Origin of the sequence: Massilia haematophila, from assembly GCF_042647645.1 — a bacterium.
Lineage (GTDB): Bacteria > Pseudomonadota > Gammaproteobacteria > Burkholderiales > Burkholderiaceae_D > Telluria > Telluria haematophila.
This window is the reverse complement of sequence record NZ_JBHRVV010000001.1, coordinates 524,447-549,991: the sequence shown is the minus strand read 5'-3', so window position 1 is coordinate 549,991 and position 25,545 is coordinate 524,447. Positions and strand designations below refer to the sequence as shown.

Genomic DNA, 25,545 nt, shown 5'->3' with positions numbered 1-25,545 from the left:
ATGGCGGCCACCAACGCACAGCAGCCTTCGCTGTCGACGCGCGACCTGACGATCCGCTTCGGCGGCCACGTCGCGGTCAACGCGGTGACGGCGGACTTCTTCCCGGGGACGCTGACGGTGATCGTCGGCCCCAACGGGGCCGGCAAGACCACCTACTTCAACCTGGTCTCGGGCCAGCTCCCGGCCACCTCCGGCCAGGTGCTGGTGAACGGCCAGGACGTCACTCGCCATGGCGCCGCGCGCCGCACCCGCCTCGGCATCGGGCGCGCCTTCCAGCTCACCAACCTGTTCCCCAACCTGACGGTGATGGAGAACGTGCGCCTGGCCGTGCAGAGCCGCGCCGGCCTGGGGATGAACATGTTCTCGGTCTGGTTCGGCCACAAGGAGCTGATCGAGCGCGCCGAGCATTACCTGGAGCGCGTGGCGATGTCGCCTAAGCGCGACGCCCGCGTCGGCGCCCTGTCGCACGGCGACCAGCGCAAGCTGGAGGTGGCGATCCTGCTGGCGCTGGAGCCGTCGATCCTGATGTTCGACGAGCCGACCGCCGGCATGAGCGTGGACGAGGTGCCGGTCGTGCTCGACCTGATCCAGGCCGTCAAACGCGACGCGAACAAGACCGTGCTGCTGGTCGAACACAAGATGGACGTGGTGCGCCAGCTGGCCGACCGCATCATCGTGCTGCACAACGGCACCCTGGTCGCGGACGGCATGCCCGCCGAAGTGATGCAATCGAAGATCGTACAGGAAGCCTATCTTGGAACACCCGAAACCGAACCCGCAGCCGCCATCGCCTGAGCAGGCCGGCGCACCGCTGCTCACGCTCTCCGGCGTGCACACCCACATCGGCCAGTACCACATCCTGCAGGGCGTGGACCTGGTCGTGCCGCGCGGCGGTCTGTCGGTCCTGCTGGGCCGTAACGGCGCCGGCAAGACCACCACCCTGCGCACCATCATGGGCCTGTGGAAGGCCAGCGCCGGCGCGATCGTCTTCGACGGCCGCGACATCACGAAGCTGGCCACGCCCGACATCGCCCGCCTCGGCATCGCTTACGTCCCGGAAAGCATGGCCGTGTTCTCGGACCTCACCGTGCGCGAGAACCTGCACCTGGCGGCGCGCAGCGGCCCGATGGATCAGGCCCGGCTCGACTGGATCTTCGGCTTCTTCCCGGCCCTGAAGAAATTCTGGAACTACCCGGCCGGGAACCTCTCGGGCGGCCAGAAGCAGATGGTGGCGATCGCCCGCGCGATCGTCGAGCCGAGGAAGCTGCTGCTGGTGGACGAGCCGACCAAGGGACTGGCCCCGGCCATCGTGCAGAGCCTGATCGCGGCCTTCCGCGAGCTCAAGGAGCTGGAGACCACGGTCCTGTTGGTCGAGCAGAACTTCAATTTCGTGCGCTCCCTCGGCGATACCGTGAGCGTGATGGACGACGGCCGCGTGGCCCATGCCGGCGGCATGGCCGCGCTGGCCAACGACGACGAGCTGCAACAGCGCCTGCTGGGCCTGTCGCTCGACTCCCACCAATAGGAACCACACGATGAGTGCTACCCTTCCCCGTGCCGCCGCCCTGCCCAAGGCGGACGCGCCGCCGCCCCAGGCGGACACGCCCCTCCCGGCGGCGCCGCGCGACATCGCGCCGCTACTGCTGGTGCCCGCCATCGCCCTGCTGGTGCTGCCGCTGGTCGGCAGCTTCCCGACCTGGGTCACCCTGACCGTCGCCGGCCTCGCCATGGGCATGATGATCTTCATCATGGCCAGCGGCCTGACCCTGGTGTTCGGCCTGATGAACGTGCTGAACTTCGGCCACGGCGCCTTCGTGTCCGTCGGCGCCTTTGCCGCCACCATGGTCTTGCTGCCGATGCGCGGCTGGCTCGAGATGGATTCGCTGCTGGTCAATCTCGGCGTGCTGGGCCTGGCGGTCACGGTCGCCATGCTGGTCACGGCCCTGCTGGGCTGGGCCTTCGAGCGCGTGATCATCATGCCGGTGTATGGCCAGCACCTGAAGCAGATTCTGATCACGATGGGCGGCATGATCGTCGCCGAACAGCTGATCAACGTGATCTGGGGCGCCGAGACCATCGCCCTGCCGCTGCCGACCAGCCTGCGCGGCGCCATCTTCCTGGGCGACGCCGCCATCGAAAAATACCGCCTGGTGGCGGTGATTGTCGGCCTGGTTGTTTTTGTGGGCATGTTCCTGCTTCTTAACCGCACCAAGATCGGCCTGCTGATCCGCGCCGGCGTCGAGAACGGCGAGATGGTCGAGAGCCTGGGCTACCGCATCCGCCGCCTGTTCGTCGGCGTGTTCGCGGCCGGCTCGGCGCTGGCCGGCCTGGGCGGCGTGATGTGGGGCCTGTACAAGGAAACCCTGTCGGCCGCGATGGGCGGCGAGATCATGATCATGATCTTCATCGTCATCATCATCGGCGGCCTGGGCTCGGTCGGCGGCTGCTTCATCGGCGCCCTGCTGATGGCCCTGGTGGCCAACTATGCCGGCTTCCTGGCGCCGAAGATCGCGCTGGTCTCGAACATCATCCTGATGATCGCGATCCTGCTGTGGCGCCCGGCCGGGCTGTATTCGAAGATGCGAGGCTGAGATGGCGATGAATCCGATGACCCGACTCCTGTCCGGCGACCTGCCGCGCAGCCGCATCCTGTCCGCGGCGCTGATCCTGATCCTGCTGGGACTGGCGTTCGCGCCCTTCCTCACCAGCGGTGCGCGTCCGCTCAACATGGCCGCCACGATCTGCGTCTACATCGTGCTGGTCGCTTCCTACGACCTGCTGCTGGGTTACACCGGCATCGTCTCCTTCGCCCACACGATGTTCTACGGGATCGGCGCCTACGGCATCGGCCTGGCCCTGGCATCGGTGGATGAGCCGACCTGGGGCGTGGCGATGAAGGGCCTGGGCCTGGCGCTGCTGCTGGCGCTCGCCCTCGCCTTTGTCGTCGGCCTGTTTGCCCTGCGCGTGCGCGCCATCTTCTACGCCATGATCACGCTGGCCGTCGCCTCGTCCTTTGCCGTGCTGGCCTCGCAGCTGTCGGATTTCACCGGCGGCGAGGACGGCAAGACCTTCAGCGTGCCGGAGGTGCTCACGCCCGGCTTCACGCTGGTCGAGAACGAGGTCTTCGGACGCGCCATCGACGGCAAGCTGCTGACCTATTACCTGGTGTTCTTCGGCTGCCTGCTGCTGTTCCTGTTCTTGCTGCGCCTGGTGAATTCGCCCTTCGGGCGGGTGCTGCAGGCGATCCGCGAAAACGAGTTCCGCGCCGAGGCGCTGGGCTACCGCACCGTGGTCTACCGCATCTGGGCCAACTGCCTGGCGGCCCTGGTGGCGGCCCTCGCGGGCGCGCTGATGGCCCTGTGGCTGCGCTACGTCGGCCCCAAGACCTCGCTCGGCTTCGAGGTCATGACCGACATCCTGCTGATCGTCGTCATCGGCGGCATGGGCACGATGTACGGCGCGGTGGTCGGCGCGGCGCTGTTCATCCTGGCGCAGAACTACCTGAAGGAGCTGATGGCGCACGGCTCGAACGCCCTGGAAGGCGTGCCGCTGCTGGCCGCCGCCCTGCATCCGGACCGCTGGATGCTGTGGCTGGGCGTGCTGTTCGTATTGTCGATCTACTTCTTCCCGATCGGGATCGTGGGCAAGCTGCGCGTGCGCAGCTGGCTGGCGGCGCGCTGATCCTTCCCTCCCTGGCGCGGGCGTCCATCGTCCGCGCCGCTCCTTTCCGCCGCTTTTGGTAGGGTGTGCTCTCGAGCCCACGCGGTCTCACCCTTCGCACGTCACAACAGCGCCAAGGTCGCCGGCGCCGGATATGAAGGTGGTCTGCGTGAGCACCATCCCGCGTGGGCACAAGTGCCCACCCTACGCAACGCCGATCTCCATCCGGCATCGTTCACGAGCCCGCCCCACCGTGCGCACCACGCCGCAGCCCCAATAACCGCTGAGTTTGTCTCCGCTTGAACAGAGATCAAGGTTGGCCATCGTTCAGCTCATATGATGAACTCAGCCATGGCCTCGTGTCAGCCAGCGCGAGTGGAACAGCCATCTTTTCTGGCTCCGCATGAAAGCACAATTCCATGAAACTACTGAAGTCGTACACCGCGGCCGGCGCCGGTTACCCGACCGACACTGCACTGAAGCGTCCGGAGGCCTGCCATGTCACCCAATAAACTCTTCGCCGCGCTCCCCCTCGCCGCCATTTGCCTCTTCATGCCGCGTCACGGCGCCGCCCAGGAAACGCAACAGGGCATGGTCGTCGTGCGCGACGCCCAGACCGGCCAGCTGCGTGCGCCGACGCCCGCCGAAGCCCGCGCGCTCGCAGCGCAGGCGACGGGCGCAGCGCAGGCGACGGGCGCGATCACGGCGCCAGGCAAGCCTTCCGTAATCACCCACGCCAGCGGTGCACGCCAGGTGCGCCTGGGCGAACGCGGCCTGGTGTATTCGGTCGTTACCCGCGATGCCGACGGCAAGCTCGCCGGCCAGTGCGTGCACGGCGCGGACGCCGCCGACCAGGCCGTCCACCAGGATGGCCAGGGAAACAGCCACGCCGGACACGACAAGGAGGGTCGCCATGAAAGCCAGTAAATTTCCACTGCGTATAGCCGCAGCCCTCGCATTGTCCAGCGCCGCCCTCGCCGTCCAGGCCGCCACCGTCACCATCGTCAACCAGAACGCGCCCGGCATCGGCTTCAACGATCCCACCCCGGTGACGCCGGTGGGCGGCAATCCCGGCACCACGCTCGGCGCCCAGCGCCTGTACGCCTTCCAGCACGCCGCCAACGTCTGGGCATCCACCCTCACGAGCGGCGTGCCGATCCGGATCGGCGCGTCCTTCGTGCCGCTGTCGTGCACCGCGAACAGCGCCGTGCTTGGCTCGGCGGGGGCGAACGAGATCTGGTCCGACTTCACCAACGTGCCGCGCCCGAACACCTGGTATCCCAGTGCGCTGGCCAGCAAGCTTGCCGGCACCGACCTCGCCACGCCGGGCGAGCCGCACATCATTTCGCGCTTCAATTCGCGCCTCGGCCTGTTCCCCGACTGCATGCCGGGCTCGGGCTTCTACCTGGGCGTCGACAACAATACCGGGGGCCAGATCGACCTGGTCACGGTGCTGCTACACGAAATGGCCCACGGCCTGGGCTTCCAGACCTTCACCGACGACGAGACCGGCGCCCAGATCAACGGCATGCCGTCGGTCTGGGACCACTTCCTGGTCGACAACCGTACCGAACGGCCCTGGGCCGGCATGAGCGAGGCCGAACGCGTCGCCTCGGCGATCAGCGGCAACGGCCTGTCCTGGAACGGCCCGAACGTCACGGCCGCGGTGCCGCAACTGCTCGATCCGCGCTCGCGGCTGACGGTCAGCGGCAGCGCCGCCGGCAACGCGGCCGGCGACTACGCCGTCGGCGACGCCTCCTTCGGTCCGCCGCTCGGCGCGAACGCGGTCAGCGGGCAGCTGATGCCGGTGGCCGAGCAGGCCGACGGCACCGGCCTGGCATGCAATCCCCTGAACGAGCCGAACGCGCTCGCCGTGCGCGGCAACATCGCCCTGGTCTCGCGCGGCAGCTGCGACTTCGTTTCCAAGGCGCGCAACGTGCAGGCCGCGGGCGCGATCGGCATGATCGTTGCCGACAACGCGCCCGGCGAGCCGACCGGCATGAGCGGCGACGATCCCGGCATCACGATTCCGTCGGTGCGCATCACCCAGGAAGCCGGCGCCGCCCTGCGCGCCGCACTGCAGGCCAGGTCGCCCACCGCTTCCGGCGTGGTCGCATCGCTCGGCATCGATCCGACCCGCCTGTCCGGCACCGACGCGCGACGCCGCATCCTGATGTACACGCCGACCACCAACGAACCCGGCTCCTCGGTCTCGCACTTCACCACCGAGGCCAAGCCGAACCGGCTGATGGAGCCGTCGATCAATTCCGACCTGTCGCACACCGTCGGCCTGCCGAACGATCTTACCTACCCGCTGCTGCAGGATATCGGCTGGTAAGCGAAGGCCGGACCTGCCGCGGCAGGTAGCGCGCGATAGAGCAGAAAAATAAAAAAGAAAAAGGCCGGCGCCCCCGAGGGCGCCGGCCTTTTTCCTTCATTTACACGGAATTACTGCTGCTGCGCGGCCTTGTAGGCGGCAACACCGTTGACGATTTCTTCCTTCGCTTCTTCCGGACCGGCCCAGCCCTCGACCTTGACCCACTTGCCCTTTTCCAGGTCCTTGTAGTGCTCGAAGAAGTGCTGGATCTGCTGCAGGCGCAGGTCTTGCAGGTCTTCCGGCTTTTGCCAGTGGCTGTAGATCGGCAGGATCTTGTCGACCGGCACAGCCAGCACCTTGGCGTCGCCACCACCCTCGTCGCTCATCTTCAGCACGCCGATCGCGCGGCAACGCACGACCACGCCCGGGATCAGCGGGAACGGGGTGATCACCAGCACGTCGCACGGATCGCCGTCGGCAGCCAGGGTCTGCGGCACGTAGCCGTAGTTGCACGGATAGTGCATCGCGGTGCCCATGAAGCGGTCAACGAAGATCGCGCCGGTGTCCTTGTCCACTTCGTACTTGATCGGATCGGCGTTCATCGGGATTTCGATGATGACGTTGAAGTCGTTCGGCACATCGCGGCCGGCTGGAACGTTGTTCAGGCTCATGGGTTATTCCTTGGTTGCTGAAGATTCAATAAAGGGGAGCATTATATCGAATAGGCATCAGCTTGTGCGGCGCAGCAGGCTATGCGGTGCGGCAATTACACAGCCGGCGGGCCATCCGGATGATGGCGCTGCACAGCGTTCGACCATGCGACGGCAGGCTGGGTCGCCGCCCGCCGCGCTCACAGGATGTTCGCCAGCGCGCTGTGCCGGTAATGCCCCGCCGCGCGCTCGTCCTGCCCCAGCGCCTCGTGCAGCTGGGCCAGCTTCAGGTGGATGTCGCGCACCATGGCGGCGTCGACCGCATCCGACAGCGCCTGCTCCAGGTAGCGCTGGGCCTTGCCCCAGAGTTTCTGGCGCAGGCAGAGCGAACCGAGGGTGAACGCGAGTTCCGCGTCGTTCGGGCGCTCGCGCAGCCAGGTTTCGCAGTTCTCGATCTGCGCCAGCAGGCTGGCCGAGCCGGCCGGTCCCGCGGCGTCGCGGTAGGCGCGGATCACGCGCTCGTCCCATCCGGCCTTGAGGGCGTCTTCCGCGATCACGCGCGCCTCGTCGTGCAGGCCGCCGGCATTGAAGGCAGCGGCCGCGCGCGCCGCGACGGCGGGCTGGAGGCGGTCGGCGGCGGGCACGCCGGCCCAGAAACGCCGGATCGCTTCCGGATCCTGGCCTTCTTCCGACAGCAGGGCCTCGTAGGCCATCTCGCGCAGGCGCGCCGCCAGCGCCGGGTGCAGCGCATTGCGCTTGTCCAGGATGCGCACCAGGCGCAGCACTTCGGGCCAGTTGCGCGCCTGCTGGTGCGCCTTCATCGACCATTGCAGCGCGTAGATGTGGCGCTGGCCGCTGGCGTTCAGTTCGTCCACGGCCGCCAGGGCCGCCTCCGGCTGGTGGTCGTCGACCAGCAGCTCGATGACGGTCATCAGGCGCGCCGTCTTCATGCCGTTGTCGGCGGCGATGCCGGCCAGCCAGGCGTCGCGCCGCGCCGGCTCGCGCATGCGGTGCGCCGCGCGCGCGCCGATCAGGGCCGCGACGCCGGCGTTCTCGGGCAGCTCGGCGGCGCGCATCGCGGCCTTCTCGGCATGGCCGAAGCGGCCCTCGAACAGCGCCTTGAGCGCGTCGCGCAGGCCCTTGTTGCCCTCGCGCTCGCGCTTGCGCTGGCGGTAGGCGGCCACGCGCTCGGGCATGCGCCGGGTCGCATTCACCGCGCGCACCAGGCCGTAGAGCATCAGGAAGAGCAACGCCAGCAGCACCACGAACAGGTTCAGCGACATGTCGATCCGGTGCGGCGGATAGAACAGCACCACGTTGCCCGGATTGAAGCGGGCCGTCACGGCGATGCCGATGGCGGCGGCCATCAGGGCGACTAACCAGAGGAGTAAACGCATGGATTAAGGCTTCGTCTTGTAGTTGCGCACGGCGTTCAGGCTGTCGGCCAGGGTCGGCATCTCGATCGACAGGTTGTTCGCCTGGACCTGGCGCAGCACCGCCTGCGCCTGCTGGGTCGTGCGGGCGCGCGTGTCGAAGTAGCGCACCAGCGTGTCCTGGGCGGCGACCAGGTCGTCGGCGAAGGTGGACTCGTTACGCGAGAGCAGCGCCATGCGCGCGTTCAGCAGGCGCAGCTTCAGGCTTTCGCGCACGAAGTAGCGCTGCTCCGGCGAGAGCATCAGCGCGTCCGGGGTGTTCACGCTGCGCACCCGGATCAGCTGGCGCACGTCGTCCCACATCTCCTCGGTCCAGTTGCGCCAGGTCTGCACCATGCGCTCGCCGACCGACAGCGGCGCCGCGGGCGCCGTGCCCTTGTCCGCACCCTGCACGCCTTGCGTGCGTGCGGCGCGCACCGGCGCGGCCGGCAGCAGCGGCTTCTCGTCCGACAGCAGCGGCAAGGTGTCGACCTGGCCGATGACGCTGTCCAGGCGCACGGCGACGCCGGCCAGGTCCACCGCCGGCAGCGCCCTGAGTTTTTCCATGTCGCTGGCGATCGCGCGGCGCACGGTGATGAACTGCGGCTTGTCCGAACGCGACAGCGAACGGTCGGCGTTCTGCAGCGCGATCAGGGCGCCCTGCACGTTGCCGGCCAGCTGCAGCTGCTGGCTGGCGGTCGAGAGCACCTGCTCGACTTCCGACAGCGCCCATTCGTCGCGGCTCTTCGACAGGTCCTGGTAGAGCTGCTCGAGGGCCAGCTGCTGGCTCTGGCTTTCCAGCTGGCGGCTTTCGAGCACGCCGACCTTCACCTGCAGGGCTTTCGACTGGTCCGCGACGTCGCGCGCCAGCGCGGCCGTTTCGGCATTCATCTGGTTGCCCTTCTGCAGGCTGATCGCCATTTCCTTGCGCAGCGTGTTGATGCGGCTGTGGCTCGACCAGGTCTGGGCGGCCAGCAGTACCGACAGCACGATCACCGCCAGCGGCAGCGGGCGCGTCAGCCTGTCGGCCAGGCTCGGCCCTCCCATGGGCGGGCGCGCGCCCGCATAGGCTTCGGGGACCGGCGCCTGGGGCGCGGCGGAAGGCTGCGTCGGCGGCAGCTCTGGATTGTTCGGCAATTCGTTCATGTTCGAGATTGTAACGCGGCAATAAGTCGCTCGTCGCCCGAGCCGGTGAGCGTGACACGCGCCAGGCCCAGCGCGCGGGCGGCGTCCGCGATGCGCGCATGGGGGACGATGACGTGCTGCTGTTGCATTTTCGCCACGAGCTCATGGTCGAGCTGGCCCAGCAGCCCGAACAGGCCGCGCAGCGCTTCCGAACTGGTGATTATCCAGTCGTTCGGCGAGGCCAGCAAGGCGCGCAGGGTCGCACCCAGTTCCGGCGTCAGCGCCGGCACGCTGCGCCGGTAGGCGGGCACGATCGTGAGCGCGGCGCCGGCGGCGCGGAAACCCTCGGCCATCAGCTCGCGCCCGGTCTCGCCGCGCACGATCAGCACGCGCTTGCCGCGCAGGGCGGCCAGGTCCAGCGTCTGCAGCAGGTTCTCGGAATCGCTGCGGGTCGGGTCCTGGGGGCCGAGGATGGTGGCGTTGGCCTCGGTCAGGCCGTGCTGCGCCAGCGCGGCGCGGCTGCCTTCGCCGAGCACGGCCAGCGCCACCTGGCGCGGCCAGGCCGGCACCAGCGCCATCGCGGCATCGATTGCGTTCGGCGACACGAAGGCGACCAGGGCGTAGCTGTCGAGCTCGCGCAGCGCCGCGCGCAGGGCCGACTGGTCGGCCAAAGGCGCGATCTCCAGCAGCGGCAACAGCACCGGCGTGCGTCCGATGGCGGCCACGGCGCGCACCAGGCCGTCGGCCTGGGCGCGCGGACGGGTGATGACGACGGACTCAGGCATCGGGGCTGGCGTCCTGCCGGATCGCTTCCAGGATCGCGTGCGCATCCTGTTGCCCCAGCAGTTCCGAGACGCGCTCGCCCAGCAGTTCCGGCTGGCCGGCCGCGCCCGTCAGTTCGGCGTGCGCGCTGCGCTTGCCGTCGGGCGTGGCGACCATCGCGCGCAGGTGCATGGTGTCGCCCTCGACAGTGGCATGCGCGGCCAGCGGGATCTGGCAGCTGCCGCCGAAGATCTTCGAGACCTTGCGCTCGGCCATCACGGCGCGCGCGGTGTCCAGGTGGTTCAGCGGCGCCAGCAAGGCGCGCAGGTCGGCGCCGTCCAGGCGCTCGCCGCTGGCGATCTCGATCGCCATCGCGCCCTGACCGGCGGCCGGCAGGCTCAGCTCGGGCGCCAGCACGCTGCGGATGCGCTGCGGCAGGCCCAGGCGCTTCAGGCCGGCGGCGGCCAGGATGATCGCCGCGTAGTCGCCGCGGTCGAGTTTACCCAGGCGGGTGTCGAGGTTGCCGCGCAGCGGCTGGATCACCAGGTGCGGATAACGGGCCGCGATCAGCGCCTGGCGGCGCAGGCTGCTGGTGCCGACCACGGCGCCGGCCGGCAACGCGTCGAGGCTGGCGTAGTCGTTCGACACGAACGCATCGCGCGGATCTTCGCGCTCGAGCACGGCGGCCAGCTCGAAGCCTTCCGGCAAGTCCATCGGCACGTCCTTCAGCGAATGGACGGCCAGGTCGGCGCGGCCCTCGGCCATCGCCACTTCCAGCTCTTTCACGAACAGGCCCTTGCCGCCCACCTTCGACAGGGTGCGGTCGAGGATCTGGTCGCCGCGCGTCGTCATGCCGAGAATGCTAATTTGGCAATCTGGATATAATGCGGCCAGACGGTCGCGTACATGTTCCGCCTGCCACATGGCCAGGCGGCTCTCGCGCGATGCGATAATCAATTGCGACGGCACTTGCACCTGCTGCGTCATTTCGGATGCTTTCAAAACGAATTCTTTCACTGTCGTTGCGCTCACCGGCCGATGCCAGTAAAGGCCCTTGCATAGGATCACAAATTTTAGCATGGGGCTTGAATACAGATCGTGGCCCACCGCCATGCACAACCCGGCGTTTCCAACATTAGAGAATCAGTGGTCGATATGGACAAACACGTTGCACCCGACACCTCCGCCGGCGCCGACAAGGACGCCCCGCTGAAAGAAGACATCCGCCTGCTCGGCCGCCTGCTCGGCGACGTGCTGCGCGACCAGGAAGGCGACGCCGTCTTCGACGTCGTCGAGACGATCCGCCAGACCGCCGTGCGCTTCCGGCGCGATGCCGATCCGGAAGCCGGCCAGGAACTCACCAGCCTGCTGCACAAGCTCACCCGCAACCAGACGATCTCGGTGGTGCGCGCCTTTTCCTATTTCTCGCACCTGGCCAACATCGCCGAGGACCAGCACCACAACCGGCGCCGCCGCGCCCACCTGCTGAACGGCTCGCCGCCGCGCGAAGGCAGCGTCGGCTACGCCCTGGGCAAGCTGCGCGCCGCCGGCGTGGACCAGCCCACCGTCGAGAACTTCTTCCGCAACGCCCTGATCGCGCCGGTGCTCACCGCCCACCCGACCGAGGTCCAGCGCAAGAGCATCCTCGACGCCGAGCACGACATCGCGCGCCTGCTGGCCGAGCGCGATGCTCCGCTCACGCCGAAGGAGCAGGTGCGCAACCTGCAGCTGATGCACGCCCGCATCGCCACCCTGTGGCAGACGCGCATGCTGCGCTACACCAAGCTGACCGTGGCCGACGAGATCGAGAACGCCCTGTCCTACTACCGCATCACTTTCCTGCGCGAGCTGCCGGCCCTGTACGACGACATCGAGGACGAGATCGGCGTCCAGTACCACGGCAAGCCGGCGCAACTGGGCGACGCGGCCTACGTGCAGATGGGCAGCTGGATCGGCGGCGACCGCGACGGCAACCCGAACGTCAACGCCGACACCATGCGCCACGCCGTGATGCGCCACGCCACCACCATCCTCGACTGGTACCTGGACGAAGTGCACGCGCTCGGCGCCGAGCTGTCGACCTCGACCCTGATGGTCGACATCACGCCAGCCATGCAGTCGCTGGCCGAGCGCTCGACCGACCAGTCGCCGCACCGCGAGGACGAACCCTACCGCCGCGCCCTGATCGGCATCTACGCGCGCCTGGCCGCCAGCGCGCGCGAACTCGGCGCCACCAACATCCTGCGCAAGGAAGTCGGCCACGCCGCGCCCTACCGCGATGCCAACGCATTCGCGGCCGACCTCGAGATCGTGGCCGAATCGCTGGCGGCCAACCACGGCGCCATGCTGATCCTGCCGCGCCTGGCCGGCCTGATGCGCGCGGCGCGCATCTTCGGCTTCCACCTGGCCTCGCTCGACATGCGCCAGACCTCGGACGTGCACGAACGCGTGCTGGCCGAACTGTTCGAAAAGGCCGGCGTCGAGGCCGACTACGCGGCGCTGTCCGAGGACGGCAAGGTGGCGCTGCTGCTGGCCGAACTGGCCCAGCCGCGGCTGCTGTACACGCCCTACGAATCGTATTCCGAAGAGACCGAATCCGAGCTGGCCATCGTGCGCGCCGCGCGCGAGATCCGCCAGCGCTACGGCGCACGGGCGATCCGCAACTACATCATCTCGCACACCGAGGCAGTCTCGGACCTGCTCGAAGTGCTGCTGCTGCAAAAGGAAGGCGGCCTGCTGAAGGTCTCGCAGGGCATGTCGGAAGTGATGGTGATCCCGCTGTTCGAGACCATCCCCGACCTGCAGCGCGCGGCGAGCATCATGGAAACCTGGATGGCCATGCCGCCGGTGGCGCGCATCATCGAGCATCAGGGCCGGCTGCAGGAAGTCATGCTCGGCTACTCGGACTCGAACAAGGACGGCGGCTTCCTGACCTCGAACTGGGAGCTCTACCAGGCCGAGCTGAAGCTGGTCGAGGTGTTCGAACGCGCGGGCGTCAAGTTGCGCCTGTTCCACGGCCGCGGCGGCACCGTCGGCCGCGGCGGCGGCCCGAGCTACCAGGCGATCCTGGCGCAGCCGCCGGGCACCGTGAACGGCCAGATCCGCCTGACCGAACAGGGCGAGATCATCGCTTCGAAGTTCTCGAATCCCGAGATCGGGCGCCGCAACCTCGAGCTGCTGGTGGCGGCCACGCTGGAAGCGAGCCTGACCCCGCATGCGGCGGAAGGAGCAAAGGCCGAGCGCCTGGCGCGCTTCGAAGCCGTGATGGCGGAACTGTCCGCGCGCGCCTACAAGGCCTACCGCGACCTGGTCTACGAGACGCCCGGCTTTACCGACTACTTCTTCGCCGCCACGCCGATCGCCGAGATCGCCGAACTGAACCTCGGTTCGCGCCCGGCCTCGCGCAAGTCGACGCGCCGCATCGAGGACCTGCGCGCCATTCCCTGGGGCTTCTCCTGGGGCCAGTGCCGCCTGCTGCTGCCGGGCTGGTACGGCTTCGGCTCCGCCGTGTCCGAGTGGCTGCATGAAGGACCGCAGGAGGAACGCCTGGCGACGCTGCAGGAGATGTTCCGCGAGTGGCCCTTCTTCGCCACCCTGCTGTCGAACATGGACATGGTGCTGGCCAAGACCGATCTCGCGATCGCCTCGCGCTACGCCGGCCTGGTACCGGACGCCGCGCTGCGCGAGCGCATCTTCAAGCGCATCGCGGCCGAGCACGGCGAGACCATCCGCCGCCTGGAAGCGATCACCGGCACCAGCGAGCGCCTGGCCGGCAACCCGCTGCTGGCGCGTTCGATCCAGAACCGCTTCGCCTACCTCGACCCGCTGAACCACCTGCAGGTCGAGCTGATCCACCGCCACCGGGCGATGTCGCGCGAACCCGGAGAGATGGACCCGCGCGTGCACCGCGGTATTCATTTGTCGATCAACGGGGTGGCGGCCGGCCTGCGCAACACGGGCTGACGTAGAGTGGATGACTCCACGCGTCGATAGTTACAGCAAGATCAGCCACACGCGCTGATCTTGCGCTCCCCATCACTCCAGCCTGATCGCCATGTCGAAGATCCAGGTCCGCCGGATCTCGACCACGTCGTACTGGCGCGCCAGCGCCGGCGGGAACGGCCCATACGGCGCCTGGCTCTCCACCACCTGGCGGATCGCGTCGTCGATGGCGGGCACGCCGCTGGACAGCACGAACGTCACCTTCTCGACCGAACCGTCGGCGCGCACCGCGATCGTCACGACCGGCTGCCTGTGCGGCTGCTTCACCGCTTCGCGCACCATGTCGAAGGTCATGTTCATCTCGATCTTGCGGCTCATGGCCTGGGCGTAGACGACCAGGTCGGCATTCGGGTCGGCGCGGCCGTACATCCAGCCGCGGCGCAGGCTGCTTGCCGCCGGTAGCGTGTCCTGCGGTTTCGACGCAGCCTCACGCTCGGCCGCTTCCTTGTCGAGCTGCCGGCCGATCGCGCGCAGCCGCTCTTCGCGCGCCGCCTCCTGTTCGGCCTTCTCACGCTGCGCTGCTGCCTGGCGTGCTGCCTCCTGACGCCCCGCTTCCTGGCGTGCGGCTTCCTGACGGGCCGCCTCCTGACGAGCGGCTTCCTGACGCGCCGCTTCCTGACGCGCCGCTTCCTGACGTGTTACGTCCTGACGAGCGGCTTCCTGGCGCGCTGCTTCCTGACGGGCTGCTTCCTGACGAGCGGCTTCCTGACGGGCTGCTTCCTGACGTGCTGCCTCCTGACGAGCGGCTTCCTGACGTGCGGCTTCCTGACGTGCCGCCTCCTGGCGTGCCGCTTCCTGACGCGCGGCTTCCTGACGTGCCGCCTCCTGGCGCGCTGCTTCCTGGCGTGCGACCTCCTGGCGCGCTGCTTCCTGACGCGCGAGCTCCTCCCGGGCCAGCGCATCGCGCCGCGCCTGCTCCTGCCGCAAGGCTTCGCGGCGCAGCGCTTCTTCCCGGTCGAGCGCCTCGCGTTCCGCTGCGCGGCGCGCGGCTTCGTTCCTGGCCGCTTCCTCGGCACGCGCGGCTTCCTGCCGCGCCTGCTCGCGCTGCGCCTGCTGTTCCTGTTCGCGCCGCGCCGTTTCCATGCGTGCGGCCTCCAGGCGCGCCTCCTCCGCGCGCTCGCGGTCGCGGCGCGCGGCGTCCTCGCGGGCCTGCTCCTGGCGCAAGGCCTCCTGGGCCTGTTGCGCTTGCCGGGCCAGGAGCTGGCGCTCCGTTTCCTGCCGCGTGGCCTCGCGCTGCGCCAGGGCGATCAGTTCCGCTTCGCGCCGCTGTGCAGCTTCGCGCGCGGCTGCCTGGGCGGCCTTTTCCTCGGCCTGTGCCTGCTCGGCCCTGGCCAGGGCGAGCGCTTCTTCCTGCGCTTCCTCTGCGGCCTGCTTGCGTGCCGGCGTATCGCTGCGTTCCTGTTGCGGCGCCTCGCTTGCCGCAGGCTCGGCTGCCGGCGCTGGCTCCGGCACGCTGACGAGCTGCGCACCCGACCGCTCCGCCGCCGCAAGCACCGGTTCCGGCGCCGGCGCGGGTGCCGGGCGCGGCGCAGGTTCCGGACTCGGCGCAGGCGCTGCCGGCGGCGGGACCGGGGCAGGCACCGGCTCGGCGACGGCCGCGGGCGGCGTCGGAACCGGTTTCGATGGAGCGGTAGCGGGACGCCGGGCCGCAGCGGCAGGTGTCGTCCTGCGTGGCGCGGCCGCCGCGGGCTGCGCGGGCGCGGGCGCAGGGGCCGCGGCAGGCGCCGCAGCCAGGGTGATGCGCAAATCGTTCGCGCCCAGCCGTCGCTCTTCCCAGGGGAACTGCAATCGAGGCAATCCGAAGGCTTCGCCGCCCAGCGAAATGCTCAGCAGCAGGCCATGTACCGCCAGCGAGACGATGAGCGCGCTGCGCATCCGCCAGGGATTGCCCTGCGCGTAGACCCCGGCGCCCGCGTCGGCGAATCCGTGCGCGGGCAGCGCTGCGGCCTGCACGAAAGCGCTTTCATTGTTGACCGCTGCGAGATGGGGTGACTTGACCATGGTGAGGACTGCAAGGATGCCAATGAGGCAAGGAACCCGGCGATGCTATCACAAAGGAAATATTTCCGATTCCCGCTGGAATCTCCCGTGCGCGGGCCCGGCCTCGACCATCAATGAAAAATGCCCCGGGGCCAGCGGCCCGGGCGGCATCGCGACAAGGGCGGCTTCGCTCGCTTACGGCGTGCAGCGGCCCAGGCTGTCGCCCTGGCGCAGCTTGGCCGGGACGGCGTTCGGCGACACGCAGATGTCGACACCACGGCCGGCGCTGCCCGGCTTGTGGCAGACCGCCACCTTGCCGTTGCCGCAGCGCGCGTCGATCACCGAGACCGTCACCGTCGCCGGCGCCGGGCAGCCGTTCGCGCTGACCGCCTGGGCGGTGAGCGCGAACGTCCCGGCACCGCTCGGCGCGAAGGTCGCGGCGGCGCCGTCGGCGGCCAGGCCCGGCGCCGGGTTCCAGGCGAAGCCGGTGCCCGGGTCCGCATCGTAGGCGCGCAGGCTGACGCTTTGCGCGCCATAGCCCAGCACGATGGTGCCGGCCGGCTGTCCGGTCGGCGTGGTGTCCGGACGGCTGACCTCGACGATCGGCTGCGGTACGTGCCCGATCACGTTCACCGTGGCCGGCGCGGAAGCGCTCAAGCCCGCCTTGTCGATGGCCGTCAACGAGACCTGCTGCGCGCCGATGTCGGCGCAGCCGAACGCCGTGCGCGAGGCGCTCAGCGATGCAACGCCCCAGTTGTCCGTCGTGCCGCCGTCCAGGTCGGCCGGTTGCAGGCTGGCAGTGCCGTTGGCCAGCGTCAGCGACACGTCACGCGTGCGCACGCCGGGCGCCTCGAAGTCGTTGCTGACCAGGTTGGCCGGCGCGCTTTCGTGGCTCAGGCGGTTCAGGGCGGTGACGGTGTAGTAGTAATACTGGCCCGGCTCGGCCCGGGTGTCGACGAAGCCGGCGGCATCCGACTCGACCACGGCCAGCAGGTTGTCGCCGCGCTCGGTGTCCAGCGCGCCCTCGCTGGAGCGGTAGACGGCGTAGCGGCGCACCTTGTCCATCTCGTCGCGGCTGCCGATCGCCGGACTCCAGGAGAGCTGCACCGCGTTGTCCTGGCCCGGCGCGGCGCTCAGGGCGGACGGGGCGGAAGGCTGCAGCGTGTCCTTCCAGGGCATGGCCGGCACCAGCGCCGGTCGGGCGTAGGTGTTCTGCATCAGGTCGCTGCGGTAGCCGAGCGGGTTGGCGGCCAAAAAGGCGTGGCGGAAGTGGACCTGCCCGGCGATGTTGCCCTGGGTGCGGTTCAGGGCGATCTGGTTGGCCACCTGCTTCGGGTCCAGCCAGCCGGCCGTGTTCATCTTGTAGTCGGCGATGCCGACGTAGACGTGGCGGCCGAAGGCGTTCTCGTTCCACCACGGCACCAGGAGCTTGTAGTCCGAGCCGGTCTGGCCGATGTACCAGTAGACCTGGGGCGCCAGGTAGTCGACCCAGCCCTGCTGCAGCCAGGTGCGGCTGTCGGCGAAGTTGTGCACGAAGTGCTGGTTGGCGCCGCTCGACGTCGGCGAGCCGATGGCCGGGTCAGGGCTACTGCGGTAGATGCCCGAGGGCGAGACGCCGAACTTGACCCAGGGCTTCGCCGCGCGGATGCGCTCGCCCACCTGGGCAATCAGCAGGTTGACGTTGTCGCGGCGCCAGTCGGCGCGTCCCGCCGCCGTGGCCGGGAAACCGCGCGGGTCCGCCGCATAGGCCGCGTCGTCGGCGATCGTGCCGCTCGGGTAGAAGTAATCGTCGAAGTGGAGGCCATCGACGTCGTAGCGCTCGACGATGTCCATGATGACCGTGGTGACGTAGTCGCGCACCTCGGGCAGGCCGGGGTTCAGGATCTTCACCGTGCCCACCGTCAGCAGCCACTCCGGATGGGTGCGCGAAATGTGGTTCGCCGCGTACTGGGCCGGATTGCGTTCGCTGGCGGTGTTCGCCACCGCGCGGTAGGGGTTGATCCAGGCGTGGAATTCCAGGCCGCGCTTCCTCGACTCGTCGATCGCGAACTGCAGCGGATCCCAGCTCGGCGCCGGCGCGCTGCCCTGGTTGTTGGTCAGGTAGTAGGACCAGGGTTCGAGCGTGCTCGGATACATGGCGTCGGACTGGCTTCGCACCTGGAAGAAGGCGGCGTTCATGCCGGTCGCCTTGTTGTGGTCGAGGATGCCGACCAGGGCCGCGCGCTGCTGCTCGGGCGTATGAAGACGGTTCGGCCAATCCAGGCTCAGGTGAGTGCTGATCCAGACGCCGCGCAGCTCGCGCTTGGGCGTGACGGAGGCGGTATCGGCGTGCGCCAGGGACGCACCGAGGGACGCGGCCAGCAGGCTGGCTGCCGCGGCAAGCAAAAGTTTTTTCATGTTGTCGTTTTTTGCGGGTTGAGGTGAACGTGCCCGCACGGCTGGCGCACGGGCTGCGCTGGATGGCGCCCGGCGTCTCCCACGCCAAAGCATTGCCATCTTCTTAAGAGATTACGCGTGGGAAAATAGGCTCACCAATGAATTTGCGGCTGTGTCGCATAACCCGGACACATGAGGCGGCGGACGGACCGATCGGTGCGCCCGGAGGGAAGTCAGCGCCGGATCGACAGGCCGACGGTGAAGCTGGCGTAGGGGGTGTTGTGGTTCAGGCCGCGCGAGAACATGGTGTCGATTTCGCAGTCGTGCGTCAGGAGCCAGCCCAGCCCGATGCCGGCGCTGGCCTGGGTGCCGCCATGGCGGCTGGAAGCGATCTGCGGCAGCGCCAGTTCGGCAACCCCGCGCAAGCGCGCGTCGAAACGCTTTTCCAGGCCGATGCCGAACAGGCCATGGGTGTAGCGGCCGCCTTCGTCCTCGTGTTCGACGGCCAGGCCGGGCATCACGCTCAATTGCATGTCGCCCGGCAAATCCCAGCTGCCGACGACACGCAGCGACGGCCGCACGCCCTCGCCGCGCAGCAGCCGCGACCCGGTCGGCAGGGTGGCGTCGACCAGCACGCCGGTCGACGGCAGGCTGCCGCGGGCGTCGGCGACGTGCCACAGCAGGCCGATCGTGCTGTCGGCATAGCCTGCCTGCGTGGTGCGCGCGCCGCTGGCCGCATCCCGGCTGTGCAGCACGCTGCGGCCATCGCTCTCGACCCGCAGCTCCAGCGTCTCGCTGACGCCGACGCGCAGCGTGGTCGGCGTGCTCAGCGTATGCTCGCGCCCCGCGTCGCCGCGCGCACGTTCGCTCAGGAGACCGGTCTCGAGCTGCACCCGGCCCTTGCCGATGCCTTCGCTGGATTCGACGAAGTCGGGACGGCCGGATGCGATCGGCTCGTCCTGCGCGCCCTGCTCCTGGGCCGCCGCGCCGGCGCAGCCGAGCGCCAGCAGCATGACGAGGCTGCGTGCGGACAGGCCTTGCGGGGAACGGCAAAGAAGGGATCGGGTCATGCGCGGCTCCATGATGGCGGCGCCGGCGCTGGTACGCCGGCCACGACCGATCTTACAACCGCCGGGCCGGACAGGGCGGCCCGCTTGGATGGCCGCTGCTGTCGGCCGCTGCTGTCGGCCGCTGCTGCCGGCCGCCTCAGGCGGCGAGCAGGGGCCGGCGCGCCGGCGCGGCGACCTGCGCGGCGGGGCCGTTACTTTCCGTCTCGTCGAGCTTGAAAGCGCCGACCACCTGCGCCAGCCGGGCGGCCTGCTCCTCGAGCGCGCCGGCCGCGGCGGCCGCTTCCTCGACCAGGGCGGCGTTCTGCTGGGTCACGTCGTCCATCGTGGCGATCGACCCGTTGACCTGGCCGATGCCCTGGCTCTGCTCGCTGCTGGCGGCATCGATCTCGTTCATCAGGTCGGCCACGCGCCGCACCGCCTGCACGATGCCGGTCATGGTGGCGCCGGCGGTATCGACCAGGCGCGCACCGGCATCGACCTGCTCGACCGACGCGTTGATGAGCAGCTTGATTTCCTTGGCCGCGGCGGCCGAGCGCTGCGCCAGGTTGCGCACCTCGCTCGCCACCACCGCGAAGCCGCGGCCCTGCTCGCCCGCGCGCGCCGCCTCGACCGCGGCATTCAGCGCCAGGATATTCGTCTGGAAAGCGATGCCGTCGATGACGCCGATGATGTCGGCGATCTTGCGCGAGCTGGCCGTGATCGAGCCCATGGTGGCGACCACCTCGCCCACCACCTCGCCGCCCTGCTGCGCCTGGCCGCTGGCCGACATCACCAGTTGGTTGGCCTGGCGCGCGTTGTCGGCGTTCTGGCGCACGGTCGAGGTCAGCTCTTCCATCGCGGCCGCGGTCTCTTCCAGGCTGGAGGCCTGGGCCTCGGTGCGGCTCGACAGGTTCATGTTGCCGGCGGCGATCTCGGCCGAGGCGCCGGCGATCGCGTGGGTGCTGGCGCGCACCTCGCTCATGGTGCGGTTCAGCGAAGAGACGAACCGGTTGAAGGCATCGGCCAGCAGGCCGACCTCGTCTTCGCTCTCGACCGGCATGCGGCGCGTCAGGTCGCCCTTGCCCTCGGCAATCTCGCCCAGCATCGCCCCGGCGCGCGCGACCGGCGCGGCGATCGCGCGGCTGATCAGGAAGATCACGACCAGGCCGATGCCGCCGCCGATCAGGGCTGCAACCAGGGCGGCGGTCATCATCGAGCGGGTCAGGCTGCCCAGGACTTCGCTTTCGGGCATCTCGGCCACGATGTACAGGCCGAGCTCGGGAATGTGGGAGGAGGCGACGATCATCGGGCCCAGCGACGAGGCATGCTCGGCGTGCGCGAACTTCGCCTTTCCCAGCAGGCTGGCGGCCAGCTCGGGCGTGAAGCCCGGCAGGTCCTTCATGTTGTGCGTGCCGTCGGCCAGCTTGGCGTCGCGGTGCAACAGGATGGTGCCATCCTCGCGCACCAGGTAGACGTAGCCGGACTTGCCGATCGTGTAGGCGCGCACCGCCTCGCCGAGCGCGCTGATCGACAGGCCGATGCCGGCCACGGCCAGCTTGCCGTCGCCGGCGTCGGCGCGCGTGTTGATGAAGAGCCTCAGCTCGCCGTTCTGGGGATCGGCATTCATGTTCAGTTCATAAGGGCGGCCGCTGGCCAGGAACTGGTCCATCCATGCATCGCGCGCCTTGCCTTTTTCGAGCATGTAGCCGAAGCCCTTGTCATCCATGAACTTCAAGGTCGACTGCGAGGCCCAGAAAACGCTCGCCGCCTTGTTGTCGGCCTTGGCTCGGGCCGCGTAGGCGCGCCAGGCCTCCAGCCCCTGCTCGTCCAGTCCGGAGCGCTCCCAGGCATGCAGGTAGGTGTTGCCGGCGATACCCAGCGAAGCGGTCAGCGGCGCGCTGATCTGGCGCAGCACGTCATTGCGGATCTCGCCGACCACGGCCGGCAGTTCCTGCGTCACCACGCGTTCGCGCAGGCCCTTTCCCGTCAGCATTACATTCAGGCCAGTGGAAATGAGGACGAACAACAGCAGGCAGGCGCTCATGCTGAGGATGAGCTTGGTCTTGATGGACCAGCGGCGGAAGAGTTGGGCGAGCATGAGAATGGATGTGAGAAAGGGTGGATTTGTTTCCTTCTGGCATGGTCTCGCGATCCTTCAACATGCGTCAACGAATTTCAGCGCAAGTGTTTTCACCGTGACAAGGAACGTTGCGCAGGCGCTGCAACAGCGCCATGAAAAAAGCCGCCCGGTCGATGACGACGGGGCGGCTTGTGCATGGTACCGGAAATGGCTTACTTATCGTGCAAGAAAGTCTTCAGCTTGTCCGAACGCGAAGGCTGGCGCAGCTTGCTCATCGCCTTGGCTTCGATCTGGCGGATGCGCTCGCGGGTCACGTCGAACTGCTTGCCCACTTCTTCCAGCGTGTGGTCGTTCGACATCTCGACGCCGTAGCGCATGCGCAGCACCTTGGCTTCGCGCGGGGTCAGCGAGTCCAGCACTTCCTTGATCACGTTGCGCATCGAGGCGTGCAGCGCGGCGTCGAGCGGCGCCAGGGTGGCGTTGTCCTCGATGAAGTCGCCCAGCTGCGAATCGCCGTCCTCGCCCATCGGGGTTTCCATCGAAATCGGCTCCTTGGCGATCTTCATGATCTCGCGGACCTTGTTCTCTGGCATTTCCATCTTCTCGGCCAGGGTGGCCAGGTCCGGCTCGCTGCCGGTTTCCTGCATGATCTGGCGCGAGATGCGGTTCATCTTGTTGATGGTCTCGATCATGTGCACCGGCACGCGGATGGTACGGGCCATGTCCGCGATCGAACGCGTGATCGCCTGGCGGATCCACCAGGTCGCGTAGGTCGAGAACTTGTAGCCGCGGCGGTATTCGAACTTGTCGACCGCCTTCAGCAGGCCGATGTTGCCTTCCTGGATCAGGTCGAGGAACTGCAGGCCGCGGTTGATATATTTTTTAGCAATGGAGATCACCAGACGCAAGTTCGCGACCGTCATTTCGCGCTTCGCGGTACGCGCGCGCTTTTCGCCGGCGGCCATCTGCTTGTTTATCTTGCGCAGGTCGGCCAGCGGCAGCGCCACGCGCGCCTGCAGGTCGATCATGCGCTGCTGCAGCTCCTTGATCGCCGGCAGGTTACGGCTCAGCACCGCGCTGTACGGATAGGCGCAGTCGACTTCGCGGTCGCCCCATTCCAGGTCGGTCTCGTTGCCCGGGAAGACCTTGATGAAGTGGGCGCGCGGCATGCCGCAGCGGTTCACGCAGATGTCCAGCACGGCGCGCTCGATCGAGCGCACTTCGTCCATCTGGCCGCGCAGGGTGTCGCACAGCTTCTCGACCACCTTCGCGGTGAAGCGGATGCCCAGCAGCTCGTGCGAGATGATTTCCTGCGCCTTGACGTAGGCGGCCGAACCGTAGCCGCTGCTCTTGAAGGCATGGCCCATGCGGTCGAACTGCTCTTCAATCAGGGCAAACTTTTCCAGCGCGCTCTTGCGCAGCTGCGTCAGCTGCTCGGCCGAGTAGCCGGCCGCGCCACCGCCGGCTGCGCCTTCTTCTTCCTCGACCTCTTCTTCCTCTTCCTCTTCCTCGTCATCCGACGCAGCCGCGCTGGTGCTCGGGGCCGGAGTCGACGAGGACTCGTTCAGGTCGACGAAGCCGTCCACCACTTCGTCGATCTTCAGCTCGTCGCTGGCGATCTTGTGCGACAGCGCGATGATTTCCGAGATCGTGATCGGGCAGGCCGAGATCGCCTGGACCATGTCCTTCAGGCCTTCCTCGATGCGCTTGGCGATCTCGATCTCGCCTTCGCGGGTCAGCAGCGACACCGCGCCCATTTCGCGCATGTACATGCGCACCGGGTCGGTGGTGCGGCCGAAATCGGAGTCGACGGTCGACAGCGCGGTCGCGGCGGCCGCTTCCACTTCGTCTTCGCTGGTCGGGGTCACGGCGTTGTCCGACAACAGCATCATTTCCGCTTCCGGCGCGCGCTCGTAGACGGCGATGCCCATGTCGTTGAAGGTCGCGATGATGCCTTCGATCGCTTCCGGATCGATGATGTTTTCCGGCAGGTGGTCGTTGACCTCGGCATGGGTCAGGTAGCCGCGCTCCTTGCCCATGTTGATCAGGTTGCGCAGCTGCTGGCGGCGCTTTTCCAGCTCCTCGCCCGAGAAGCCTTCCTCGCTCAGGCCGGCCAGGCCCTTGGCCTTGCGCTCGCGCGCCTTCGACACCGCCTTCAGTTCGGCGCGCTCGACCGCGTTCAGCGCGGCGACTTCGTCGTTTTCCGGCATGAATTCGCTCGGCTTGCGGCCGCGGCGGCCAGGGACCTTCACCTGCGGCAGCAGGTAGCCCGAGGTATCGATCGCGGCCAGCGCGGCGGCGTCGGTGGTCTTGCTGACGCTGCCGGTGGCGGCCTTGGCGGCCCCGGTGGCTGCCGGTTCGAGGCGGCGGGTGCGGGTACGCACGACCTTCGGCGCCTCTTCGGCGGCGGGCGCAGGCGCGACGACAGGCGCCGCCACGGGCGCCGGTGCCGGCGCTTCGGCCGCCTTCAGTGCAGCCAGCTTCGAGGTGCGCTTGCGCACGATGACCGGCGCCACCGCCGGCGTGGCCGGGGCCGTGAAATACGGCTCGGCGTCGGCGTCGGCCGCAGCGCTCGGGGCGGCAGGCGCTTCCGGCGCAAGCTCGGCCACCGGCGCGGCAGCGGCAGGCGCAGGCGCAGGCGCGGCTGCAGTATCAACGGCGGCAGGCGCCGCTGCCGCTTCAACGACCGCAGGCGCCGCTGCAGTCTCCACGGCGGCGGACGCCGCCTCGACGGCCTCGGGCGCCGCAGCGGCCGCGTCGTTGCTTACCGCCTCGGCCTGGGCCTTCAGCGATGCCAGGCGCGAACGGGTCTTCACCACCGTCACCTTGGCCGCCGCTTCCGTCTCGAGGAAGTAGGAGGTCGCGGTTTTCGGCACTGCCAGCTGTGCCGTGGTGGTCTTGGACGGCGCCTTCTTCGCTGTCAGGGTCAGGGTCTTGGCGGTGTTCTTCATAAAAAAACTCTCCTGTCGAGGCGGATGCGCGCCTGCGAGGTCAATAATTCACCATGGCCCGCTGGGGCCGGGGGAAAGGAATCGGGAATGGCCCTAATTAAGGGCGCACAGGCCACAAATCAAGCACGCCTTCCCCTGCGGCGGCAGGCGGCCTGGCCGGATGCGCGGGTAGCAGGGAGTCGATGAGCAGTGATCAAGATTGCGGTGTGCATGGCGGAACGAAAAAAAGCCCGTCGGATGAAACGGGCTTGGTTCTAATCTCGGTTAGGAAGAATAGAGGAGACAGACAACATTATGCCTTAAAGCAAGAATTGGTGATAATTGAAATATCCGATAATGGATATAACCAGATCACATAGTGCTGCATGACCATCCACGGACGACTCTTCCGTCCCTCTGCGCCGGCGCAAGCCGTGCGCAAGGCAAGAGGGGGATCATACACGATTTCGCGGAGCGCGGCGCCGGCTTGCCACCTTGTCCAGGCAACTAGCTTACCTAATAGCAACACTCACACGAACTTTACGCCAATTTGACACCGCCATCACGACGACCTCACACGATTTGCAGCGCACTTGTCGCAGCCAGCATGCTATCCTTCGCTTTCCCGCTATTACCATGAAGTCAATGAACACCATTAGTCCCGCCGCCGAAACCGCCGACGTCAATACCACTACTCCCGCCGAGAACACCAGCACGGAATCGACCGCATCGACCGCCGCGCCGGAAACCTCGTCGGACGGCGCGCCGGCCGGCAACCCGGCGCCTGCCGCCGCGCCCGCGCTGTCGGCGCGTGCCCTGCTCAAGCAACTGCAGCAGCAATTCCCTGCTTTCCGCGACTGCCTGCCGCTGGCGATCGGCATCGACAGGCAGCTGCTGGCGCGCATGCCCGGCCTGGACCGCAAGACCATGCGCGCCGCGCTCGGCATCCACACCGGCTCGATGCGCTACCTGCGCGCGATGGAAAAGGCGACCGTGCGTTACGACCTCGACGGCGTGGCCGGCGCGGAAGTGACCGACACCCATCGCAGCCACGCCAAGGAACAGCTGCAGCTGCGCTTCAAGAAGGAAGCCGAGCGCAAGAAGGCTGAGAAAGCCGCCGCCGCCGAGGCGGAAGCGGCCCGCCTGCGCCAGGAAAAGCTGCAGCAGCTCGCCTCCAAGTTCTCGCGCAACTGATTGCGCGG

General features: G+C 68.2%; 18 protein-coding genes. 8 read left to right on the top strand and 10 right to left on the bottom strand.

Translation table 11 applies throughout. From position 1 onward, the window contains the following. The 6 genes from ACFOPH_RS02390 (at window position 1) to ACFOPH_RS02365 (ending at window position 5,998) form a co-directional block, all read left to right on the top strand. Window positions 1-795, top strand: a complete 795-nt coding sequence (locus tag ACFOPH_RS02390; protein WP_312549482.1) for an ABC transporter ATP-binding protein — start codon at window positions 1-3, stop codon at window positions 793-795. After that, window positions 755-1,525: an ABC transporter ATP-binding protein gene (locus ACFOPH_RS02385; RefSeq protein WP_379733227.1), complete on the top strand. Its 771-nt coding sequence runs from the start codon at window positions 755-757 to the stop codon at window positions 1,523-1,525. Before ACFOPH_RS02390 ends, ACFOPH_RS02385 begins: the two co-directional genes overlap by 41 nt. Window positions 1,526-1,535: 10 nt before the next feature. After that, complete coding sequence (locus ACFOPH_RS02380; protein ID WP_312549484.1) at window positions 1,536-2,591, top strand: branched-chain amino acid ABC transporter permease; 1,056 nt, start codon at window positions 1,536-1,538, stop codon at window positions 2,589-2,591. Window positions 2,592-2,607: 16 nt separating this feature from the next. Beyond that, on the top strand, window positions 2,608-3,681 hold the full coding sequence (locus ACFOPH_RS02375) for a branched-chain amino acid ABC transporter permease (RefSeq protein WP_312549492.1): 1,074 nt from the start codon (window positions 2,608-2,610) through the stop codon (window positions 3,679-3,681). A gap of 477 nt (window positions 3,682-4,158) precedes the next feature. Further along, window positions 4,159-4,587, top strand: coding sequence for a post-PEP-CTERM-1 domain-containing protein (locus tag ACFOPH_RS02370; protein WP_312549485.1), 429 nt, complete (start codon window positions 4,159-4,161; stop codon window positions 4,585-4,587). After that, window positions 4,574-5,998: a PA domain-containing protein gene (locus ACFOPH_RS02365; RefSeq protein WP_379733225.1), complete on the top strand. Its 1,425-nt coding sequence runs from the start codon at window positions 4,574-4,576 to the stop codon at window positions 5,996-5,998. The genes ACFOPH_RS02370 and ACFOPH_RS02365 overlap by 14 nt, the downstream gene beginning before the upstream one ends. Window positions 5,999-6,108: 110 nt before the next feature. Here ACFOPH_RS02365 and ppa read toward each other — a convergent pair whose 3' ends face one another. The 5 genes from ppa to hemC all read right to left on the bottom strand — a co-directional run bounded on the left by ppa (window position 6,109) and on the right by hemC (window position 10,913). Beyond that, the gene (ppa, locus tag ACFOPH_RS02360; protein WP_312549487.1) at window positions 6,109-6,648 is read right to left on the bottom strand and encodes an inorganic diphosphatase; all 540 of its coding nucleotides are present in this window, start codon (window positions 6,646-6,648) and stop codon (window positions 6,109-6,111) included. A gap of 179 nt (window positions 6,649-6,827) precedes the next feature. After that, on the bottom strand, window positions 6,828-8,024 hold the full coding sequence (locus ACFOPH_RS02355; RefSeq protein WP_379733222.1) for a heme biosynthesis HemY N-terminal domain-containing protein: 1,197 nt from the start codon (window positions 8,022-8,024) through the stop codon (window positions 6,828-6,830). A gap of 3 nt (window positions 8,025-8,027) precedes the next feature. Continuing rightward, window positions 8,028-9,185, bottom strand: a complete 1,158-nt coding sequence (locus tag ACFOPH_RS02350; protein WP_312552769.1) for a uroporphyrinogen-III C-methyltransferase — start codon at window positions 9,183-9,185, stop codon at window positions 8,028-8,030. Then, complete coding sequence (locus tag ACFOPH_RS02345; protein ID WP_312552767.1) at window positions 9,182-9,949, bottom strand: uroporphyrinogen-III synthase; 768 nt, start codon at window positions 9,947-9,949, stop codon at window positions 9,182-9,184. The genes ACFOPH_RS02350 and ACFOPH_RS02345 overlap by 4 nt, the downstream gene beginning before the upstream one ends. Then, entirely contained in the window at window positions 9,942-10,913 is a 972-nt protein-coding gene (gene hemC / locus ACFOPH_RS02340; protein ID WP_312552770.1) for a hydroxymethylbilane synthase, read from the bottom strand. Before hemC ends, ACFOPH_RS02345 begins: the two co-directional genes overlap by 8 nt. Window positions 10,914-11,081: 168 nt before the next feature. Here hemC and ppc point away from each other — a divergent pair, with 168 nt between their 5' ends. After that, window positions 11,082-13,889, top strand: a complete 2,808-nt coding sequence (gene ppc, locus ACFOPH_RS02335; protein ID WP_379733220.1) for a phosphoenolpyruvate carboxylase — start codon at window positions 11,082-11,084, stop codon at window positions 13,887-13,889. A gap of 72 nt (window positions 13,890-13,961) precedes the next feature. On the opposite strand, the gene ACFOPH_RS02330 is transcribed toward ppc, so the two are convergent. The 5 genes from ACFOPH_RS02330 to rpoD form a co-directional block, all read right to left on the bottom strand. Then, on the bottom strand, window positions 13,962-15,929 hold the full coding sequence (locus tag ACFOPH_RS02330) for a histone H1-like repetitive region-containing protein (RefSeq protein WP_379733218.1): 1,968 nt from the start codon (window positions 15,927-15,929) through the stop codon (window positions 13,962-13,964). A gap of 174 nt (window positions 15,930-16,103) precedes the next feature. Then, window positions 16,104-18,305 (bottom strand): family 10 glycosylhydrolase, encoded by a 2,202-nt coding sequence (locus ACFOPH_RS02325; RefSeq protein WP_379733216.1) that lies wholly within the window; start codon window positions 18,303-18,305, stop codon window positions 16,104-16,106. A gap of 212 nt (window positions 18,306-18,517) precedes the next feature. Then, the gene (locus ACFOPH_RS02320) at window positions 18,518-19,354 is read right to left on the bottom strand and encodes a transporter (protein WP_379733214.1); all 837 of its coding nucleotides are present in this window, start codon (window positions 19,352-19,354) and stop codon (window positions 18,518-18,520) included. Between the two features lie 136 nt (window positions 19,355-19,490). Further along, window positions 19,491-21,431: a methyl-accepting chemotaxis protein gene (locus tag ACFOPH_RS02315; protein ID WP_379733212.1), complete on the bottom strand. Its 1,941-nt coding sequence runs from the start codon at window positions 21,429-21,431 to the stop codon at window positions 19,491-19,493. Between the two features lie 194 nt (window positions 21,432-21,625). Then, window positions 21,626-24,364: an RNA polymerase sigma factor RpoD gene (gene rpoD / locus ACFOPH_RS02310; RefSeq protein ID WP_379733210.1), complete on the bottom strand. Its 2,739-nt coding sequence runs from the start codon at window positions 24,362-24,364 to the stop codon at window positions 21,626-21,628. 615 nt (window positions 24,365-24,979) lie between these two features. Here rpoD and ACFOPH_RS02305 point away from each other — a divergent pair. Further along, the gene (locus tag ACFOPH_RS02305) at window positions 24,980-25,537 is read left to right on the top strand and encodes a ProQ/FINO family protein (RefSeq protein ID WP_379733208.1); all 558 of its coding nucleotides are present in this window, start codon (window positions 24,980-24,982) and stop codon (window positions 25,535-25,537) included. Window positions 25,538-25,545: the final 8 nt, after the last annotated feature.

Coding starts and splice junctions, on each gene's coding strand:
- ACFOPH_RS02370 (WP_312549485.1), top strand. CDS start 4,159: ATGTCACCCAATAAACTCTTCGCCGCGCTCCCCCTCGCCGCCATTTGC.
- rpoD (WP_379733210.1), bottom strand. CDS start 24,364: ATGAAGAACACCGCCAAGACCCTGACCCTGACAGCGAAGAAGGCGCCG.
- ACFOPH_RS02325 (WP_379733216.1), bottom strand. CDS start 18,305: ATGAAAAAACTTTTGCTTGCCGCGGCAGCCAGCCTGCTGGCCGCGTCC.
- ACFOPH_RS02315 (WP_379733212.1), bottom strand. CDS start 21,431: ATGCTCGCCCAACTCTTCCGCCGCTGGTCCATCAAGACCAAGCTCATC.
- ppc (WP_379733220.1), top strand. CDS start 11,082: ATGGACAAACACGTTGCACCCGACACCTCCGCCGGCGCCGACAAGGAC.
- ACFOPH_RS02330 (WP_379733218.1), bottom strand. CDS start 15,929: ATGGTCAAGTCACCCCATCTCGCAGCGGTCAACAATGAAAGCGCTTTC.
- ACFOPH_RS02355 (WP_379733222.1), bottom strand. CDS start 8,024: ATGCGTTTACTCCTCTGGTTAGTCGCCCTGATGGCCGCCGCCATCGGC.
- ACFOPH_RS02350 (WP_312552769.1), bottom strand. CDS start 9,185: ATGAACGAATTGCCGAACAATCCAGAGCTGCCGCCGACGCAGCCTTCC.
- ACFOPH_RS02305 (WP_379733208.1), top strand. CDS start 24,980: ATGAAGTCAATGAACACCATTAGTCCCGCCGCCGAAACCGCCGACGTC.
- ACFOPH_RS02365 (WP_379733225.1), top strand. CDS start 4,574: ATGAAAGCCAGTAAATTTCCACTGCGTATAGCCGCAGCCCTCGCATTG.
- ppa (WP_312549487.1), bottom strand. CDS start 6,648: ATGAGCCTGAACAACGTTCCAGCCGGCCGCGATGTGCCGAACGACTTC.
- ACFOPH_RS02375 (WP_312549492.1), top strand. CDS start 2,608: ATGACCCGACTCCTGTCCGGCGACCTGCCGCGCAGCCGCATCCTGTCC.
- ACFOPH_RS02345 (WP_312552767.1), bottom strand. CDS start 9,949: ATGCCTGAGTCCGTCGTCATCACCCGTCCGCGCGCCCAGGCCGACGGC.
- hemC (WP_312552770.1), bottom strand. CDS start 10,913: ATGACGCAGCAGGTGCAAGTGCCGTCGCAATTGATTATCGCATCGCGC.
- ACFOPH_RS02380 (WP_312549484.1), top strand. CDS start 1,536: ATGAGTGCTACCCTTCCCCGTGCCGCCGCCCTGCCCAAGGCGGACGCG.
- ACFOPH_RS02390 (WP_312549482.1), top strand. CDS start 1: ATGGCGGCCACCAACGCACAGCAGCCTTCGCTGTCGACGCGCGACCTG.
- ACFOPH_RS02320 (WP_379733214.1), bottom strand. CDS start 19,354: ATGACCCGATCCCTTCTTTGCCGTTCCCCGCAAGGCCTGTCCGCACGC.